The sequence below is a fragment of the Pseudomonas sp. NPDC099000 genome, from assembly GCF_044759925.1.
Classification (GTDB): domain Bacteria; phylum Pseudomonadota; class Gammaproteobacteria; order Pseudomonadales; family Pseudomonadaceae; genus Aquipseudomonas.
In genome coordinates this window covers 48,322-62,496 of record NZ_JBIWAF010000011.1, presented here as the reverse complement: position 1 = coordinate 62,496, position 14,175 = coordinate 48,322, and the positions used below count along the sequence as shown (strand labels likewise).

General features: G+C 59.8%; 11 protein-coding genes. All 11 read right to left on the bottom strand.

Annotated elements, in window-relative coordinates; translation table 11 throughout:
- The 11 genes from ACIQV9_RS15510 to aroQ all read right to left on the bottom strand — a co-directional run bounded on the left by ACIQV9_RS15510 (position 1) and on the right by aroQ (position 14,063).
- Complete coding sequence (locus ACIQV9_RS15510) at positions 1-2,778, bottom strand: response regulator (RefSeq protein WP_403102909.1); 2,778 nt, start codon at positions 2,776-2,778, stop codon at positions 1-3.
- A gap of 99 nt (positions 2,779-2,877) precedes the next feature.
- The gene (purD, locus tag ACIQV9_RS15505; RefSeq protein ID WP_403102906.1) at positions 2,878-4,173 is read right to left on the bottom strand and encodes a phosphoribosylamine--glycine ligase; all 1,296 of its coding nucleotides are present in this window, start codon (positions 4,171-4,173) and stop codon (positions 2,878-2,880) included.
- A gap of 189 nt (positions 4,174-4,362) precedes the next feature.
- Entirely contained in the window at positions 4,363-5,970 is a 1,608-nt protein-coding gene (gene purH, locus ACIQV9_RS15500) for a bifunctional phosphoribosylaminoimidazolecarboxamide formyltransferase/IMP cyclohydrolase (RefSeq protein ID WP_403102903.1), read from the bottom strand.
- Between the two features lie 81 nt (positions 5,971-6,051).
- Positions 6,052-6,372 (bottom strand): DNA-binding transcriptional regulator Fis, encoded by a 321-nt coding sequence (gene fis, locus ACIQV9_RS15495; protein ID WP_007907419.1) that lies wholly within the window; start codon positions 6,370-6,372, stop codon positions 6,052-6,054.
- A complete protein-coding gene (dusB, locus tag ACIQV9_RS15490) occupies positions 6,369-7,379 on the bottom strand; it encodes a tRNA dihydrouridine synthase DusB (RefSeq protein ID WP_056746229.1) in 1,011 nt (336 codons plus the stop codon). The genes fis and dusB overlap by 4 nt, the downstream gene beginning before the upstream one ends.
- 185 nt (positions 7,380-7,564) lie before the next feature.
- Complete coding sequence (locus ACIQV9_RS15485; RefSeq protein WP_403102898.1) at positions 7,565-8,782, bottom strand: DUF3426 domain-containing protein; 1,218 nt, start codon at positions 8,780-8,782, stop codon at positions 7,565-7,567.
- Between the two features lie 30 nt (positions 8,783-8,812).
- Positions 8,813-9,691, bottom strand: a complete 879-nt coding sequence (prmA, locus tag ACIQV9_RS15480; protein ID WP_403102896.1) for a 50S ribosomal protein L11 methyltransferase — start codon at positions 9,689-9,691, stop codon at positions 8,813-8,815.
- A 356-nt stretch (positions 9,692-10,047) separates the two neighbouring features.
- Positions 10,048-11,589, bottom strand: a complete 1,542-nt coding sequence (locus ACIQV9_RS15475; protein ID WP_403102893.1) for a Fic family protein — start codon at positions 11,587-11,589, stop codon at positions 10,048-10,050.
- A 156-nt stretch (positions 11,590-11,745) separates the two neighbouring features.
- Complete coding sequence (gene accC / locus ACIQV9_RS15470) at positions 11,746-13,104, bottom strand: acetyl-CoA carboxylase biotin carboxylase subunit (RefSeq protein ID WP_008153754.1); 1,359 nt, start codon at positions 13,102-13,104, stop codon at positions 11,746-11,748.
- A 17-nt stretch (positions 13,105-13,121) separates the two neighbouring features.
- Complete coding sequence (gene accB, locus ACIQV9_RS15465; protein WP_403102889.1) at positions 13,122-13,583, bottom strand: acetyl-CoA carboxylase biotin carboxyl carrier protein; 462 nt, start codon at positions 13,581-13,583, stop codon at positions 13,122-13,124.
- 24 nt (positions 13,584-13,607) lie between these two features.
- Positions 13,608-14,063 (bottom strand): type II 3-dehydroquinate dehydratase, encoded by a 456-nt coding sequence (gene aroQ, locus ACIQV9_RS15460; RefSeq protein ID WP_010463880.1) that lies wholly within the window; start codon positions 14,061-14,063, stop codon positions 13,608-13,610.
- Between the last annotated feature and the right edge of the window lie 112 nt (positions 14,064-14,175).

The following is a 14,175-nucleotide window of genomic DNA, read 5'->3' as shown; positions in this document are numbered from 1 at the left end:
TCAGGAGGTCTGAGCCGTCGCCCGGTTCTGCTGATCCCGTTGTGCAACCCAATGCTCGATCAAATCGCGCAACTGCGACAGTTCGACCGGTTTCGCCATGTGTCCGTCCATGCCGGCCTGGCGCGCGCGCTCTTTGTGCTCGGCAAGGATGTGCGCGGTCAACGCCACCACCGGGGTGCGAATCCGCTGGTTGCCAACTTCCCAGGCACGTAACTGCTGGGTGGCAGAGAAACCATCGAGGATCGGCATCTCACAATCCATCAGGACCAGGTCGTAGCGCTGGGCTTTCATCGCCTGCAAGGCTTCTTCGCCATTGCTGGCGGTGTCCGGTTGCAGGTTGAGCTTGCCGAGCATGCCGCGAATCACCTTGGTCGAGATGTTGTTGTCTTCGGCCACCAGAATGCGGAAATCACTCGGGACCTTGACCGGAAGCGTCGGACCGCAGGGCAGGTGCGGCGAGACGGCCGGGCCCTTGTTGCGCTGGTTCAGCTCGTCCGCCAGGGTAGTCTTGAGGGTGTAGCCGGCCACCGGTTTGGCGAGGATGCGTTTGATCCCGCAATTGCGCGCGATGATCTTGCTCGGCGCGTTGCTGATGCCGGTGAGCATGATCAGCAGAATGTCGTGGTTCAGGCTCGGGTCTTCCTTGATCTTGGCCGCCAGTTGCATGCCGGTCATGCCGGGCATGTTCTGGTCGAGCAGGACCACGTCGAAATAGTCGCGCAGGTGAGCCTTGGTGCGCAGCAATGCCAGTGCCTCTTTGCCGGACGGCACGGCGCTGACGTTCAGTCCCCAGGCGCTGCACTGCTGCACCAGCACTTTGCGGCAGGTATCGTTGTCGTCCACCACAAGCACGCGCGCACCTTGCAGCGGCCCGTCGAGGTCGGAGGTCGGGTGTTCGAGACGATCAGGGTCCAGCGGCAGGGTCAGCCACAACGTGCTGCCTTGGTTGGCGCCACTCTTGATGCCGAATTCGCCCTGCATGAGGCGGATCAACTGACGGGCTATCACCAGCCCCAGATTGCCGCCCAGGCTGGTCGCCGAGAGGAAGTGTTTGCTGTGCAGCTCGGCGTGCATCAGTGCGTCGCGTTCTTCGGCCTCCATCGGCACGCCGCTGTCCTGCACGGCGATGCGCAGGCGCGGATGGGCGCTGCGTTCGTCGAGGGCGACGACGATCAGGATCTCGCCCTCGTCGGTTTTCTTCAGGGCGTTTTCCAGCAGGCTCAGCAAGGTCTGGCGCAGACGCGTCGGGTCACCGCTGATGACGCGCGGCACTTGCGGCTGGATGAAACTGATCAGCTCGACGTTCTGCTGTTCGGCCTTGGCGCGGAAGATGCTGAGGCAGTCTTCAATCAACGCGTTGAGATCGAATTGAACGTCGTCCAGTTCGATCTGCCCGGACTCGAGCTTGGAGATGTCGAGAATCTCGTTGATCAGGGTCAGCAGTTCGTTGCCGGCGCTGTGGATGGTCTGCACATAGTCACGCTGCTTGACCGACAGGGGCGTGCCCAACAGCAGTTCGGTCATGCCCAGCACGCCGTTCATCGGGGTGCGGATTTCGTGGCTGATCTTCGCCAGGAACTCGGCCTTGGCGTTGATCTCGGCGTTGCTGGCCGCCAGGTCGCGACTGACGCTGAAACGATCTTCGGTGATGCTGCGCTGACGTTCGCTCAGCGCAATGCTCATCAACACGCCGCTGATGCAGATCAACCCCAGCAGCGTCATGATCAAGCCCTGCGGCGCGACCAGCGTCAGCCCCAGCAGGGCCGGCAACATGATCAGCGTGCCAATGTTGAACACTACCATCGCCGCGACGAACAGGCGCGCTGGGTGATAGCCTTTTTGCCAGTGATAGGCACTGACAAACAACATACTCAGACCTGCCAGAGCGACCAGGGCATAGGTCATGATGTTCAGCGGCAGCGTATTGACGAACAGCAGCAGCAAACCGCACACCACGATGAACAGAATGTCCCCCAGCAGGAGCTTGTTCAGTGGGTGCGGGCCGAGTGGCGCGAAGAAACGATAGGCGAACATCAGGCCGCATGGCGCCGTCAGCAGCAGGGCGAGGTAGGTGCCGGGTGTCTGCACCGCGTGCCAGTTTGGCAACCAGGGCCCCGCCAGATTCAGCAACAGCAACAGGCTGAGCATCAACAGTGCTTCGCATCCGGCCAGCCAGAGACTGCTGCGCGAGCGCGTATAGGCGTAGCGGACGAGGCTGTGCAGGATCAGCATCCCGAGGCAACCAAACAGCAGGCCGTAAATCAGCATCTGGTTCTGATTGGCCGCGGTCATGATCGCCGATTGCAGGGTGATGTACGGCCGCAACTGGTGTTCGGACACCAGCCGCAGGTAGACGTCGAGGGGTTTGTCGCTCTGCGGCAGCGGCAACATGAAATCGCTGCTGGGCAGGGGACGGTCAGCCTGGGGTTGCCCGGTGCCGGTGTTCAGTTGATCGATCAGCGTGTCGCCGTCGAGCACATACAGATTGAGGCGCGACAGGTCGGGGGCGAACACTCGCAGCAATTGTTCGTGCTTGCCGGGTGCCAGCCGGAAGCGCAGCCACAACGCACCTTCGGGCTCGGCTGCGGTGAGGCGGTCGAGTTCGATGGGGCTGAATTGATTGGTGTAGCGAGCGGAACGGATGTCGCTCAGCTGCAGGTCGCCCTGTTCGTCAAGCAATACCGCCCAGCCACTGCCTTGCGCGGCCTGAGCCGGGAGCATGCAGAGCAAGGTCAGCAGCGTGACAGTGAAACCTATGGCAATCCTGAGCCAGCGCACGGCGAAATCCCTTCGTAGGTTGAGGCCAGATTATAACTATGCGCGGCGCCGGAACAGTCCGGCAAGGGCCTGAAGCACAAGCCCTGCCGAACGGATCGCTTATTCCTGATTTTCGCCACGCTCGCGGGCAATGGCACGGTAGCCGATGTCCTTGCGATAGAAACAGCCTTCCCAATCAATCTTTGCCGCCAGTTTGTAAGCCTGTTGCTGGGCAGCATCAACGCTGGCGCCCATGGCGGTAGCGCAAAGCACGCGACCACCGGCGGTCACCACTTGACCGTCCTTGAGCGCAGTGCCGGCGTGGAAGACTTTGCCTTCCAGTGCGGCGGCTGCATCCAGGCCGTTGATGGCGATGCCTTTAGCGTAGTCGCCAGGATAGCCGCCAGCAGCCAGCACGATACCGACGCTCGGACGTGGATCCCATTGCGCTTCGACCTTGTCCAGGGCTTGCGCCAGGGCCGCTTCGACCAGCAACACCAGGCTGGACTGCAAACGCAGCATCACCGGTTGGGTCTCAGGATCACCGAAACGGCAGTTGAACTCGATAACTTTTGGGTTACCAGCCTTGTCGATCATCAGGCCGGCATACAGGAAACCGGTATAGACGTTGCCTTCATCGGCCATGCCGCGCACGGTCGGCCAGATCACCAGGTCCATGACGCGCTTGTGTACTTCAGCGGTCACGACCGGGGCAGGGGAGTAGGCACCCATGCCGCCGGTGTTCGGGCCGGTGTCGCCGTCGCCGACGCGTTTGTGGTCCTGGCTGGTGGCCATCGGCAGCACGTTCTTGCCGTCGACCATGACGATGAAGCTGGCTTCTTCGCCGTCCAGGAATTCTTCGATCACGACCCGCGAACCGGCGTCGCCGAATGCGTTGCCCGCGAGCATGTCGCGCACGGCGTCTTCGGCTTCGGCCAGAGTCATGGCAACGATCACGCCTTTACCGGCGGCCAGGCCATCAGCCTTGATCACGATCGGCGCGCCTTTTTCACGCAGATAAGCCAGGGCTGGCTCGATCTCGGTGAAGTTCTGGTAATCGGCGGTCGGGATCTTGTGGCGTGCCAGGAAATCCTTGGTAAAGGCTTTCGAGCCTTCCAGCTGGGCAGCACCGGCCGTCGGGCCGAAGCAATCCAGGCCACGGGAGCGGAACAGATCGACGACACCAGCGACCAGCGGCACTTCCGGGCCAACGATGGTCAGGGACACGTTCTTCTCGGCAAAATCGGCCAGCTGCTCAAGGGCCAGCACGTCGATAGCGACGTTCTCGCACTTGGCTTCAATGGCGGTGCCGGCGTTGCCCGGGGCAACGAACACTTTCTGCACACGCGGATCCTGAGCCACTTTCCAGGCCAGTGCGTGTTCACGGCCACCGCTGCCAATGATCAAAACATTCATTTCAAAAACCTCGGATGACGCTAATTCTGTTTTAGAACCTAAAGCGCTTCACGCTGTAGGAGGTCGCAATGAAGTCGGTAGATGCAAGGCGGAGTCGACCTCGATGAGCGGAGTTGCCTTTTGGCAATGAGCATCATCGAGGTCGGCTCCAACGCAGCAGATGCCGGCTTCAGTGCGGCCGTTGTCGGATTAGTGACGGAAGTGGCGCATGCCGGTGAATACCATCGCGATGCCGGCCTCGTCAGCCGCAGCAATCACTTCGTTGTCACGCATCGAGCCGCCTGGCTGGATCACTGCGGTGATACCGACCTTGGCCGCGTTGTCCAGGCCGTCGCGGAACGGGAAGAACGCGTCGGAGGCCATCACCGAGCCTGCCACCTGCAAACCAGCGTGTTCAGCCTTGATCGCAGCAATGCGTGCGGAGTTCACGCGGCTCATCTGGCCAGCGCCGACACCGATGGTCTGACGGTTCTTGGCGTAGACAATGGCGTTGGATTTAACGTATTTGGCGACTTTCCAGGCGAAGATCAGGTCGTTGATTTCCTGTTCGGTCGGGGCACGCTTGGTCACGACTTTCAGGTCGTCGGCACCGATCATGCCGATGTCGCGGCTCTGTACCAGCAGGCCACCGTTGACGCGTTTGTAGTCCCACGCAGCGGCGCGATCAGCCGACCACTCACCGCAGGCCAGCAGGCGCACGTTGGCTTTGGCAGCCACGATGGCACGGGCTTCTTCGCTGACGGACGGGGCGATGATCACTTCGACGAACTGACGCTCGACGATGGCCTTGGCGGTCTCAGCATCCAGCTCGCGGTTGAAGGCGATGATGCCGCCGAACGCCGACTCGGTGTCGGTGGCGTAGGCCAGTTCGTAAGCCTGACGGATGCCGCCTTCGGCGTCCGGGCTGACGGCAACACCGCACGGGTTGGCGTGCTTGACGATCACGCAGGCCGGTTTGACGAAGCTCTTTACGCATTCCAGCGCGGCGTCGGTGTCGGCCACGTTGTTGTACGACAGCTCTTTGCCTTGCAGTTGGGTCGCGGTGGCGATACCGACTTCGGCAGGCTTGGCTTCCACATAGAACGCCGCGCTCTGGTGCGGGTTCTCGCCGTAGCGCATTTCCTGTGCCTTGACGAACTGGCTGTTGAAGGTGCGCGGGAACTCGCTGCGACCGGAGGTCGAGAGGGTGTCAGCGGCCTGGTTCACGGTGCCCATGTAGTTGGCGATCATGCCGTCGTAGGCCGCGGTATGTTCGAAGGCCTTGAGCATCAGGTCGAAACGCTGAGCGTAGGTCAGGCCGCCGGCCTTCAGGCCTTCCAGGACGCTGGCGTAATCGCTGGCATTCACCACGATGGCCACGTCTTTATGGTTTTTTGCTGCCGAACGGACCATGGTCGGGCCGCCGATGTCGATGTTTTCGATGGCGGTCGGCAGGTCGCAGCCTGGCTTGTTGATGGTGGCTTCGAACGGGTACAGGTTGACCGCGACCAGGTCGATCGGCTTGATGCCGTGCTCGTTCATGATGGCGTCATCGATACCGCGACGACCGAGGATCCCGCCGTGGATTTTCGGGTGCAGGGTTTTCACCCGACCGTCCATCATTTCTGCGAAACCGGTGTAATCCGCGACTTCCACTGCGGCAACACCGTTGTCGCGCAGCAGCTTGAACGTTCCGCCGGTGGAGAGGATCTCGACGCCCAGTGCTTCAAGCTCTTTGGCGAATTCAAGGATCCCGGTCTTGTCGGAAACGCTGATCAAGGCGCGGCGGATCGGCAGGCGGGTAGTCTGGTCGGTCATTTCAATTTCCATCAAAAGCAAAGGAGTCAGCAAAAAAGGCGACCGTTTTTACGCGGGCGCCTTTCTGGTTTGATTGAATGCTTACAGCAAATCGTACTGCTTGAGTTTCTTGCGCAGCGTGCCTCGGTTCAGCCCGAGCAGCTCGCTGGCCTTGGTCTGGTTGCCCTTGACGTAGTTCATCACGCACTCGAGCAGGGGCGCCTCGACTTCGGAGAGCACCAGGTTGTACACATCCGTGACGGCAGCGCCCTCAAGGTGGGCGAAATAATTGTGCAGCGCCTTCTCGACACTCCCGCGAAGGGTCTGACCTTCTTCGCTTGGCGTATTGAGGTGCTGTTTCAAATTCACGTTGTCGCTCACGGGTGTTGTTCCACTCACTAAAGTCTCGGTCATCATCGTCATGCGGCCACCCCTTCTCCGTCCCCTGTCAGGCTCTTGTAACGTTCGGCGAAGAAGCCCTGAACGTTGGCGCATTGTGCTTCCGTATCTTCCAAACGATTGAAGTGGGCGCGAAACTCCCTGGCGCCCGGCAAGGTTGCGAGATACCAGCCCACATGCTTTCGAGCGATACGGACGCCCATCACGTCTCCATAGAAGACGTGAAGCGCAGCCAGATGCTCTAGCAGAATGCGTTCCACCTCGATCAATTCCAGCGCCGGGAGTTTTTCGCCGGTACGCAGGAAATGATCGATCTCACGAAAAATCCACGGCCGCCCCTGGGCGGCCCGGCCTACCAGCAGGCCATCGGCACCGGTCGCGTCGAGCACGTACCGGGCCTTTTCGGGCGAATCGATATCGCCGTTGGCAAAGACCGGAATCGACACCGCCTGCTTGATCGCGGCAATGGTGTCGTACTCGGCTTCACCGGTGTACAGGTCGGCACGGGTGCGGCCATGGACCGCCAACGCCGTAATGCCTGCCTGCTCGGCGATCTTCGCCACCGTCAAACCATTCTTGTTGTCCCGGTCCCAGCCGGTACGGATCTTCAAGGTAACCGGCACATCAACCGCAGCCACGACGGCCTGCAGGATCTCGGTCACCAATGCCTCATCCTTCAACAGGGCGGAACCGGCGGCCTTGTTGCAGACCTTCTTCGCCGGACAGCCCATGTTGATGTCAATAATCTGTGCGCCCAGTTCGACGTTGGCCCGGGCCGCATCCGCCAGCATCTGTGCATCACCCCCGGCGATCTGCACCGAGCGTGGCTCGGGATCACCTTCGTGAATCATGCGCATCCGCGATTTGCGGGTGTTCCACAAACTCATGTCGCTGGTGACCATTTCCGAGACTACAAGCCCTGCGCCCAGTCGCTTGCACAGCTGACGAAAGGGCTGGTCGGTGACACCCGCCATGGGGGCGAGAATCAAGCCGTTGTGCAATGTATATGGACCGATGCGTACCGCCGACATAGGACTTCCCTGTTGTGGGGCCGGATCATGAGAGTTCGAAAAAGGGTTGGCATGATACCCGCTCTCGATGACTGGATAAAGGCTGAATTGAACAAAATCTGAACAGTAATTCTGTTATCGCCAGCGGTTTGGTATGAGCGGTCAAAGTCAGAAATATGCCGTCAATGCCGTATCACTGAAGCGTTTCACTCGGGCGAATGGAAGCTCAGGCTGTAATTCACCGCTTTGGAGCCTGGATCGAGGATATCCAGTGCGATGTGGATCGGCGTTTGCGGCGGCATCTCTGCCAGGCCTTCGAGATCGCCGTTGAGGTACTCGCCGGGCTTGAAGCGACGGCTGGCGATCAGGTGGCCGTTAAGGTCGGCGAAGCGCAGTTCCAGCAGCGGGAAGGGTTGGGAGAACGGCGCACGGTTGTAGATGATCGCATCGACCACCAGCGCACCGTTGAATTCAGGGTGGCTGCGGACCACCAGGTTGCTGCTTTTGATTTTCGCGATATCGACTTTCGATGGCACTGTGCAGCCGACTTGCGGGCAAAGCTGCTGGAACCACGGACGGTACTGATCCTGACGCGCCAGTTCGTCGAAGTGGTAAGCGATGTATTGGCCGGCGAGAGCGGCAGCGCCGAGCAGCACAAGCAGCAGCCAGAAAAGCCGTCGGCCCCAGGGGGAGCGACGTTTTTGCCAATCCAGTTGCAACGGGTCGTCGGTCAGATCCTGCAAGGCGTCGGCACGTTCGGTCGACTCGCTTCGTTCGTGTCGCTTGCGCAAGGGGGCAATCGGGGGCAGGTCGTCAGGTACGTCAGTTGCCGACAGGCGATCATGGTGCAGAGGGGCATCGAGCGGGTCGTGCAGGCGCAGGTGTGGCCGCGGAGGTTCGTCGTCCGGTTCCACCGGTTCCAGGGACAGCGAAGGTTCGGTACGCGCGAGGATACCCGTCTCGATCATTGGTTCTGGTGCAGCGGGGGGGGCGGCCGCCTGCGCGCGATCGGCCGCCGATTCGCTGAAGAGACTATCGGACCAGGGTTCATCGTCATGCTCGACAGAATCGCGGCGAGCGCTGAGGCCGTTTTCGCGGTGCCGGCCGAATTCCGTGGTGGGCTGGATTTCCCGTTGTTCGAGCCGGGCGAGTTCTTCATCCAGGTCAAGGCTATCCAGATCCAGTTCGGAGGCCGTCCATTGCTTTTGGCTGATCGCGCGCTGTGCCGGCGGTTCGACAATGGCCGGGGCGACCGGTTTGACCGCTTCCTTGCCGGCCCGTTGCTCAAGCAACTGCTTGGCGGCGTTGAACACCTGCAAGCACGAGCCGCAACGAACCACTCCACGGGCCACGCTCAATTGAGCATGGCTGACGCGGAAGCTGGTTTGGCAATGCGGGCACTGGGTGACGAAGCTGTCGGTCATGCGGTAATCCGGTTTATGCAGGCGCTCATTCTAGCGCCGACGGCCTGTGATGCGCACCCAGCCATCGCGATTGGCGATCGGGTCCAGATCGAAGTCTTGAGCGTAGGCTTTGGCGACTTCTTCACCTTGCTCGGCGAGGATCCCCGACAGCGCCAGACGACCACCGGGTTTGACCAGGCTGGACAATTGCGGCGCCAGGGAAACCAGCGGGCCGGCGAGGATGTTGGCCACCAGCACGTCGGCCTGAACCTGCGGCAGATCTTCCGGCAGATACAGCGGGAAGAGTGCATCGGCAATGTTGTTGCGCCCGGCGTTGTCGCGGGAGGCTTCCAGCGCCTGCACGTCGATGTCGGTGCCGACGGCTTCCTTGGCGCCCAGCAGCAGGGCGGCAATCGCCAGAATCCCCGAGCCGCAACCGAAGTCGAGGACGTTGCAGTCTTTGAGGTCCTGACCGTCGAGCCATTCCAGGCACAGTGCGGTGGTCGGGTGGGTGCCGGTGCCGAACGCCAGACCCGGGTCCAGCAGAATGTTCACGGCGTCGGGTTCAGGGGCCGCATGCCAGCTTGGAACGATCCACAGGCGCTGACCGAAGCGCATTGGCTGGAAATCGTCCATCCAGCTGCGTTCCCAGTCCTGGTCTTCGATGACTTCGCTGTGATGCTCGGGCAGCGGGGTGCCGGTCAGTAGTTCAAGGTGGGCCAGCACGCTGGCCGCTTCGGTGCCGCCTTCGAACAGGGCCAACAGGTGAGTGTGCGACCACAGCGGCGTGGTGTTGAGTTCAGGTTCGAAGATCGGCTGATCTTCGGCGTCCATGAAGGTCACCGACACGGCGCCCACTTCAAGGAAAGCGTCTTCGTAGGTTTCGGCTTGTTCTGGGCTGATGGCGAGACGGACTTGCAGCCAAGGCATGGCGGGCACCTTTGAAAAATATTGATTGCAGCCTAGCGGGCTGCGAGAAGCGCGCAAGTTTACGCGAGCGCGCGACAGAAGACGACCGGGTAGCCAAGGATCAGGTGTGAACAAATCACCTGTGGCGAGGGGGCTTGTCGGAACGCCGCATCGCCCCGTTCGGCTGCGCAGCAGACGCAAAACCATTCAACCGCGCAGCATCAGGAAAATCCGGATCGACGGTTTTGGGACCGCTTCGCAGTCCAGCGGGGGCAAGCCCCCTCGCCACAGGGGTTTTTGTATGCATCAAGCGAATTCAGCAATCCCCAGAAACAACAAAGCCGCCCGAAAGCGGCTTTGTAGGTGTGGATCACATCTTAGTGCTGATTCGTCGCATTATTGGCTTTGAGCCATTGCAAGCCTTTATTCGTCAGGCGATAGCGTTGCAGGCGACTGTTAGGTTGCCCAGGCAGGGTCATTTCAAGGGCTCCGGCAGCAATGGCTGGCAGTATATAAGCCTTGCGGAAGTGATCGGCGTTTTTCAGACTCATGGCGGTTTGTAGTTCTTGCCTGCTCATTTCGCCAGCAACAACCTTCAAAAGCGCAGCGACTTCCATGGTGACTTCCATGGTGACTTCCATGGTCGTAGCTTTCGTGCGTTGCGATTGAGGGTGTGCGTGCAGCCGCACGACATACGAAATTCGGTCATCGTCGGTTTCAAATATCGGCGCAGGCGAGCCATTGGCAGCCATGACCTTGAGGATTTTCGGGATCCCTGTGGAGCGGCCTTCGGTCAGGTCCAGCTCTTTCAAGAACTCCCCAATTCGCCGATTACGGTAGCGGCGGCTCACGGCGCGACCCGCTCGCAGATCTTCCAGGCGGATAGAACGATCAGGTCCCGGAAAGCTCAATATCACCAACTCTTCCTGGCTAATGCGGACCTCGATGGGTTCACGCTCCTCATAGGAACGGTGATACACGGCGTTGACCAATGCCTCTTCAATAGCCGGGAAAGGGAAGTTCCAGACTCGTGTGGCCTCGGCGCGATCTGGGTGCTTTATCACCGTTTCACGAAGATAATTGCGCTGGATATAGGCCAAGGCTTCGCGGGTAATGGTTGCAAGAGGGCCCTTGAATATTTTTTCGTCAAAGCGGTCACCGCCAGCTCCTTCGGGAAACCAGAGCACATCAATTTGCGTTCCCGCAAAGAATCGATCTGGCGCGTCGCTGAAGAACATCAGGCCGACATTCTTGGGCCACGGCGACTCAGTCGGGCCGCCCACGATATTCATTTGTCGGGCTAGCGCCTCAGTGGACAGGCTGTCAGTATCTTCTGCTAGGGCGCTTCCAATCTCTTTGAGGAAATTTTTCATCAGTGGTTTGGACAGGTCGCCGACACGAGCACCCAAGTGGAATCGATCATCGAAAGGCACCTTGGCAGCAAGGCTCAAGAGTTCCTGCTCGGTTTCTCCCTTGGCTTCCACCGTGCTGCTGTAGCGCCGGATGTAATAGTGCAAGCTTCGGTGTTTCGCAGTCACTGCGGCAGGGGCTTTGTAGGGGCGGTTTTGCCCGCCCGGTGCCCACAGCACGATTAACTTGCGACCCTCGACCTCTTCTACGCTCAGCACCGGAAAGTAGGCAGGCTGAATTGATTGGCAAGCTGCCAGCAATTCGAGCTGAATCTTGTCTAACAACTGATCGGAAAGCCCCAATGGAGGGAAGATCGGCTGACCATTTGCATCGCAGTCTTGCCCAATCACCACATACCCGCCGCCCAGATTTTCAAAGTCATTGGCGAAGGCGCAAAGCGTGCGAATGATCGGGTCAGGGTTCCAGCCCGTTTTGTATTCGATTCGCTCACTCTCGACTGTTCGCTGGCGCAGTAAATCATTGAGATTTATGGGGAGTTTTTGAGGCATAGGCAGGCTCTGGTTTGTCGGCGTTGCGCTGATTAGAGGGCGATTATAGTCAGCCCGATCAGGTCAGTGCCTGTCAGTTAAACCCCGCAGGGAGTGGATGAAACCTCCAGAAACAACAAAGCCGCCCGAAGGCGGCTTTGTTGATCGGGCTAAAGCTTAGTGCTTTTCGCCAGCCAGCTTGTGTTCCAGGTAGTGGATGTTGATCCCACCTTTGCAGAAGCCTTCATCGCGGACCAGGTCGCGGTGCAGCGGGATGTTGGTCTTGATCCCGTCGACAACGATTTCGTCCAGCGCATTGCGCATGCGCGCCAACGCTTCGTCACGTGTTGCGCCGTAGGTGATCAGCTTGCCGATCAACGAATCGTAGTTCGGCGGAACAGCATAACCGCTGTACAGGTGCGAATCGACGCGAACGCCGTTGCCGCCTGGGGCGTGGAAATGCTTGACCGTGCCTGGGCTTGGCATGAAAGTTTTCGGGTCTTCGGCGTTGATCCGGCATTCCAGAGCATGACCGCGGATGACAACGTCTTCCTGGGTGTACGACAGCTTGTTGCCAGCGGCGATGCTGAGCATCTCCTTGACGATATCGATGCCGGTGACCATTTCCGAAACCGGGTGCTCAACCTGAACGCGGGTGTTCATTTCGATGAAATAGAACGCGCCGTTCTCGTACAGGAACTCGAAAGTGCCCGCGCCACGGTAGTTGATGTCGATGCACGCCTTGACGCAGCGGGCGAGGACTTCAGCGCGAGCCTTCTCGTCGATGCCCGGTGCCGGCGCTTCTTCGAGAACCTTCTGGTGGCGACGTTGCAGCGAGCAATCGCGGTCGCCCAGGTGGATGGCGTGGCCCTGGCCATCGGAAAGCACCTGGACTTCCACGTGACGTGGGTTGGTCAGGAATTTTTCCAGATAGACCATCGGATTGCCGAACGCCGCGCCAGCTTCGGTGCGCGTCAGTTTTGCGAAGGAGATCAGGTCTTCTTCTTTATGCACAACGCGCATGCCGCGACCACCGCCGCCGCCAGCGGCTTTGATGATCACCGGGTAACCGACTTCGCGACCGATGCGCAGAGCGGTTTCTTCGTCTTCAGGCAGTGGGCCGTCAGAACCCGGAACGGTTGGAACGCCTGCAGCGATCATGGCGTGCTTGGCCGATACCTTGTCGCCCATCAGGCGAATAGTGTCGGCTTTCGGGCCAATGAACGCGAATCCGGAGTTCTCGACCTGTTCAGCGAAATCAGCGTTTTCCGCAAGGAAACCGTAGCCTGGGTGAATGGCGGTGGCGCCGGTCACTTCGGCCGCAGCGATGATGGCCGGAATGTGCAGGTAAGAGTGTGCGGCCGAGGCCGGACCGATGCAGACGGATTCGTCTGCCAGGCCCAGGTGCATCAGCTCTTTGTCGGCCTTGGAGTAAACGGCGACAGTCTTGATGCCCATCTCTTTGCAGGCACGCAGGATCCGCAGGGCAATCTCACCGCGGTTGGCGATCAGAACTTTTTCCAACTTCGCAGTCATCAAAGTTTCTCCGCGGTTCAAACGATGGTGAACAGCGGTTGGTCGTACTCAACCGGCTGGCCGTCTTCGACGAGGATGGATTCGATCACACCGCTGGTTTCAGCTTCGATGTGGTTCATCATCTTCATGGCTTCGACGATGCACAGAGTGTCGCCTTTTTTCACGGTCTGGCCGACTTCAACGAAGGACGGCGAGCTTGGCGAAGATTTGCGATAGAAGGTGCCGACCATCGGCGAACGGGCAACGGTGCCGTTCAGCACTGGCGCGGCCGGAGCAGCAGGCGCTGCAGCGGCAACCGGAGCAGCAGCCACTGGCGCAGCCGCCGGTGCTTGCATCGGAGCCGGTGCGTAGAACTGCTGAGCCGGGGTCTTGCTATGACGACTGATGCGTACGGACTCTTCGCCTTCCTTGATCTCGAGCTCGTCGATGCCGGACTCTTCCAGCAGTTCGATCAGTTTCTTAACTTTACGGATATCCATGAATCATCAACTCCCAAGGGTCGGTCAGGGGCGTATAGCTTGTTGTTCAAGCTGTTCCAGGGCAGCCTCCAGGGCCAGTCGATAACCGCTGGCGCCAAGGCCGCAGATCACTCCCACCGCTACGTCGGAGAAGTAAGAGTGATGGCGGAAAGGTTCGCGTTTGTGCACGTTAGACAAATGCACTTCGATGAATGGGATGCTCACCGCCAGCAGCGCGTCACGTAATGCGACACTTGTGTGCGTAAAAGCTGCTGGGTTGATCAGAATGAAGTCCACACCTTCGCCTTTCGCGGCGTGGATGCGGTCGATCAATTCGTACTCGGCGTTGCTTTGCAGGTACAGCAAATGATGGCCGGCTTCACGGGCACGGCGTTCCAGGTCCTGGTTGATCTGCGCCAGTGTCGTAGCGCCATAGGTGCCCGGTTCGCGGGTGCCGAGCAAGTTCAGGTTGGGGCCGTGCAGAACCAATAGCGTCGCCATCTGCTGTTCCTTGTTATCTGTGTGCAGTTGTCAGAACCCGGCGACTATGCCGCAAAGCCTTTGTGACTGTCCAGTTCTATGCAATAGCCAGCACGATGGCCGATGTTTGCGC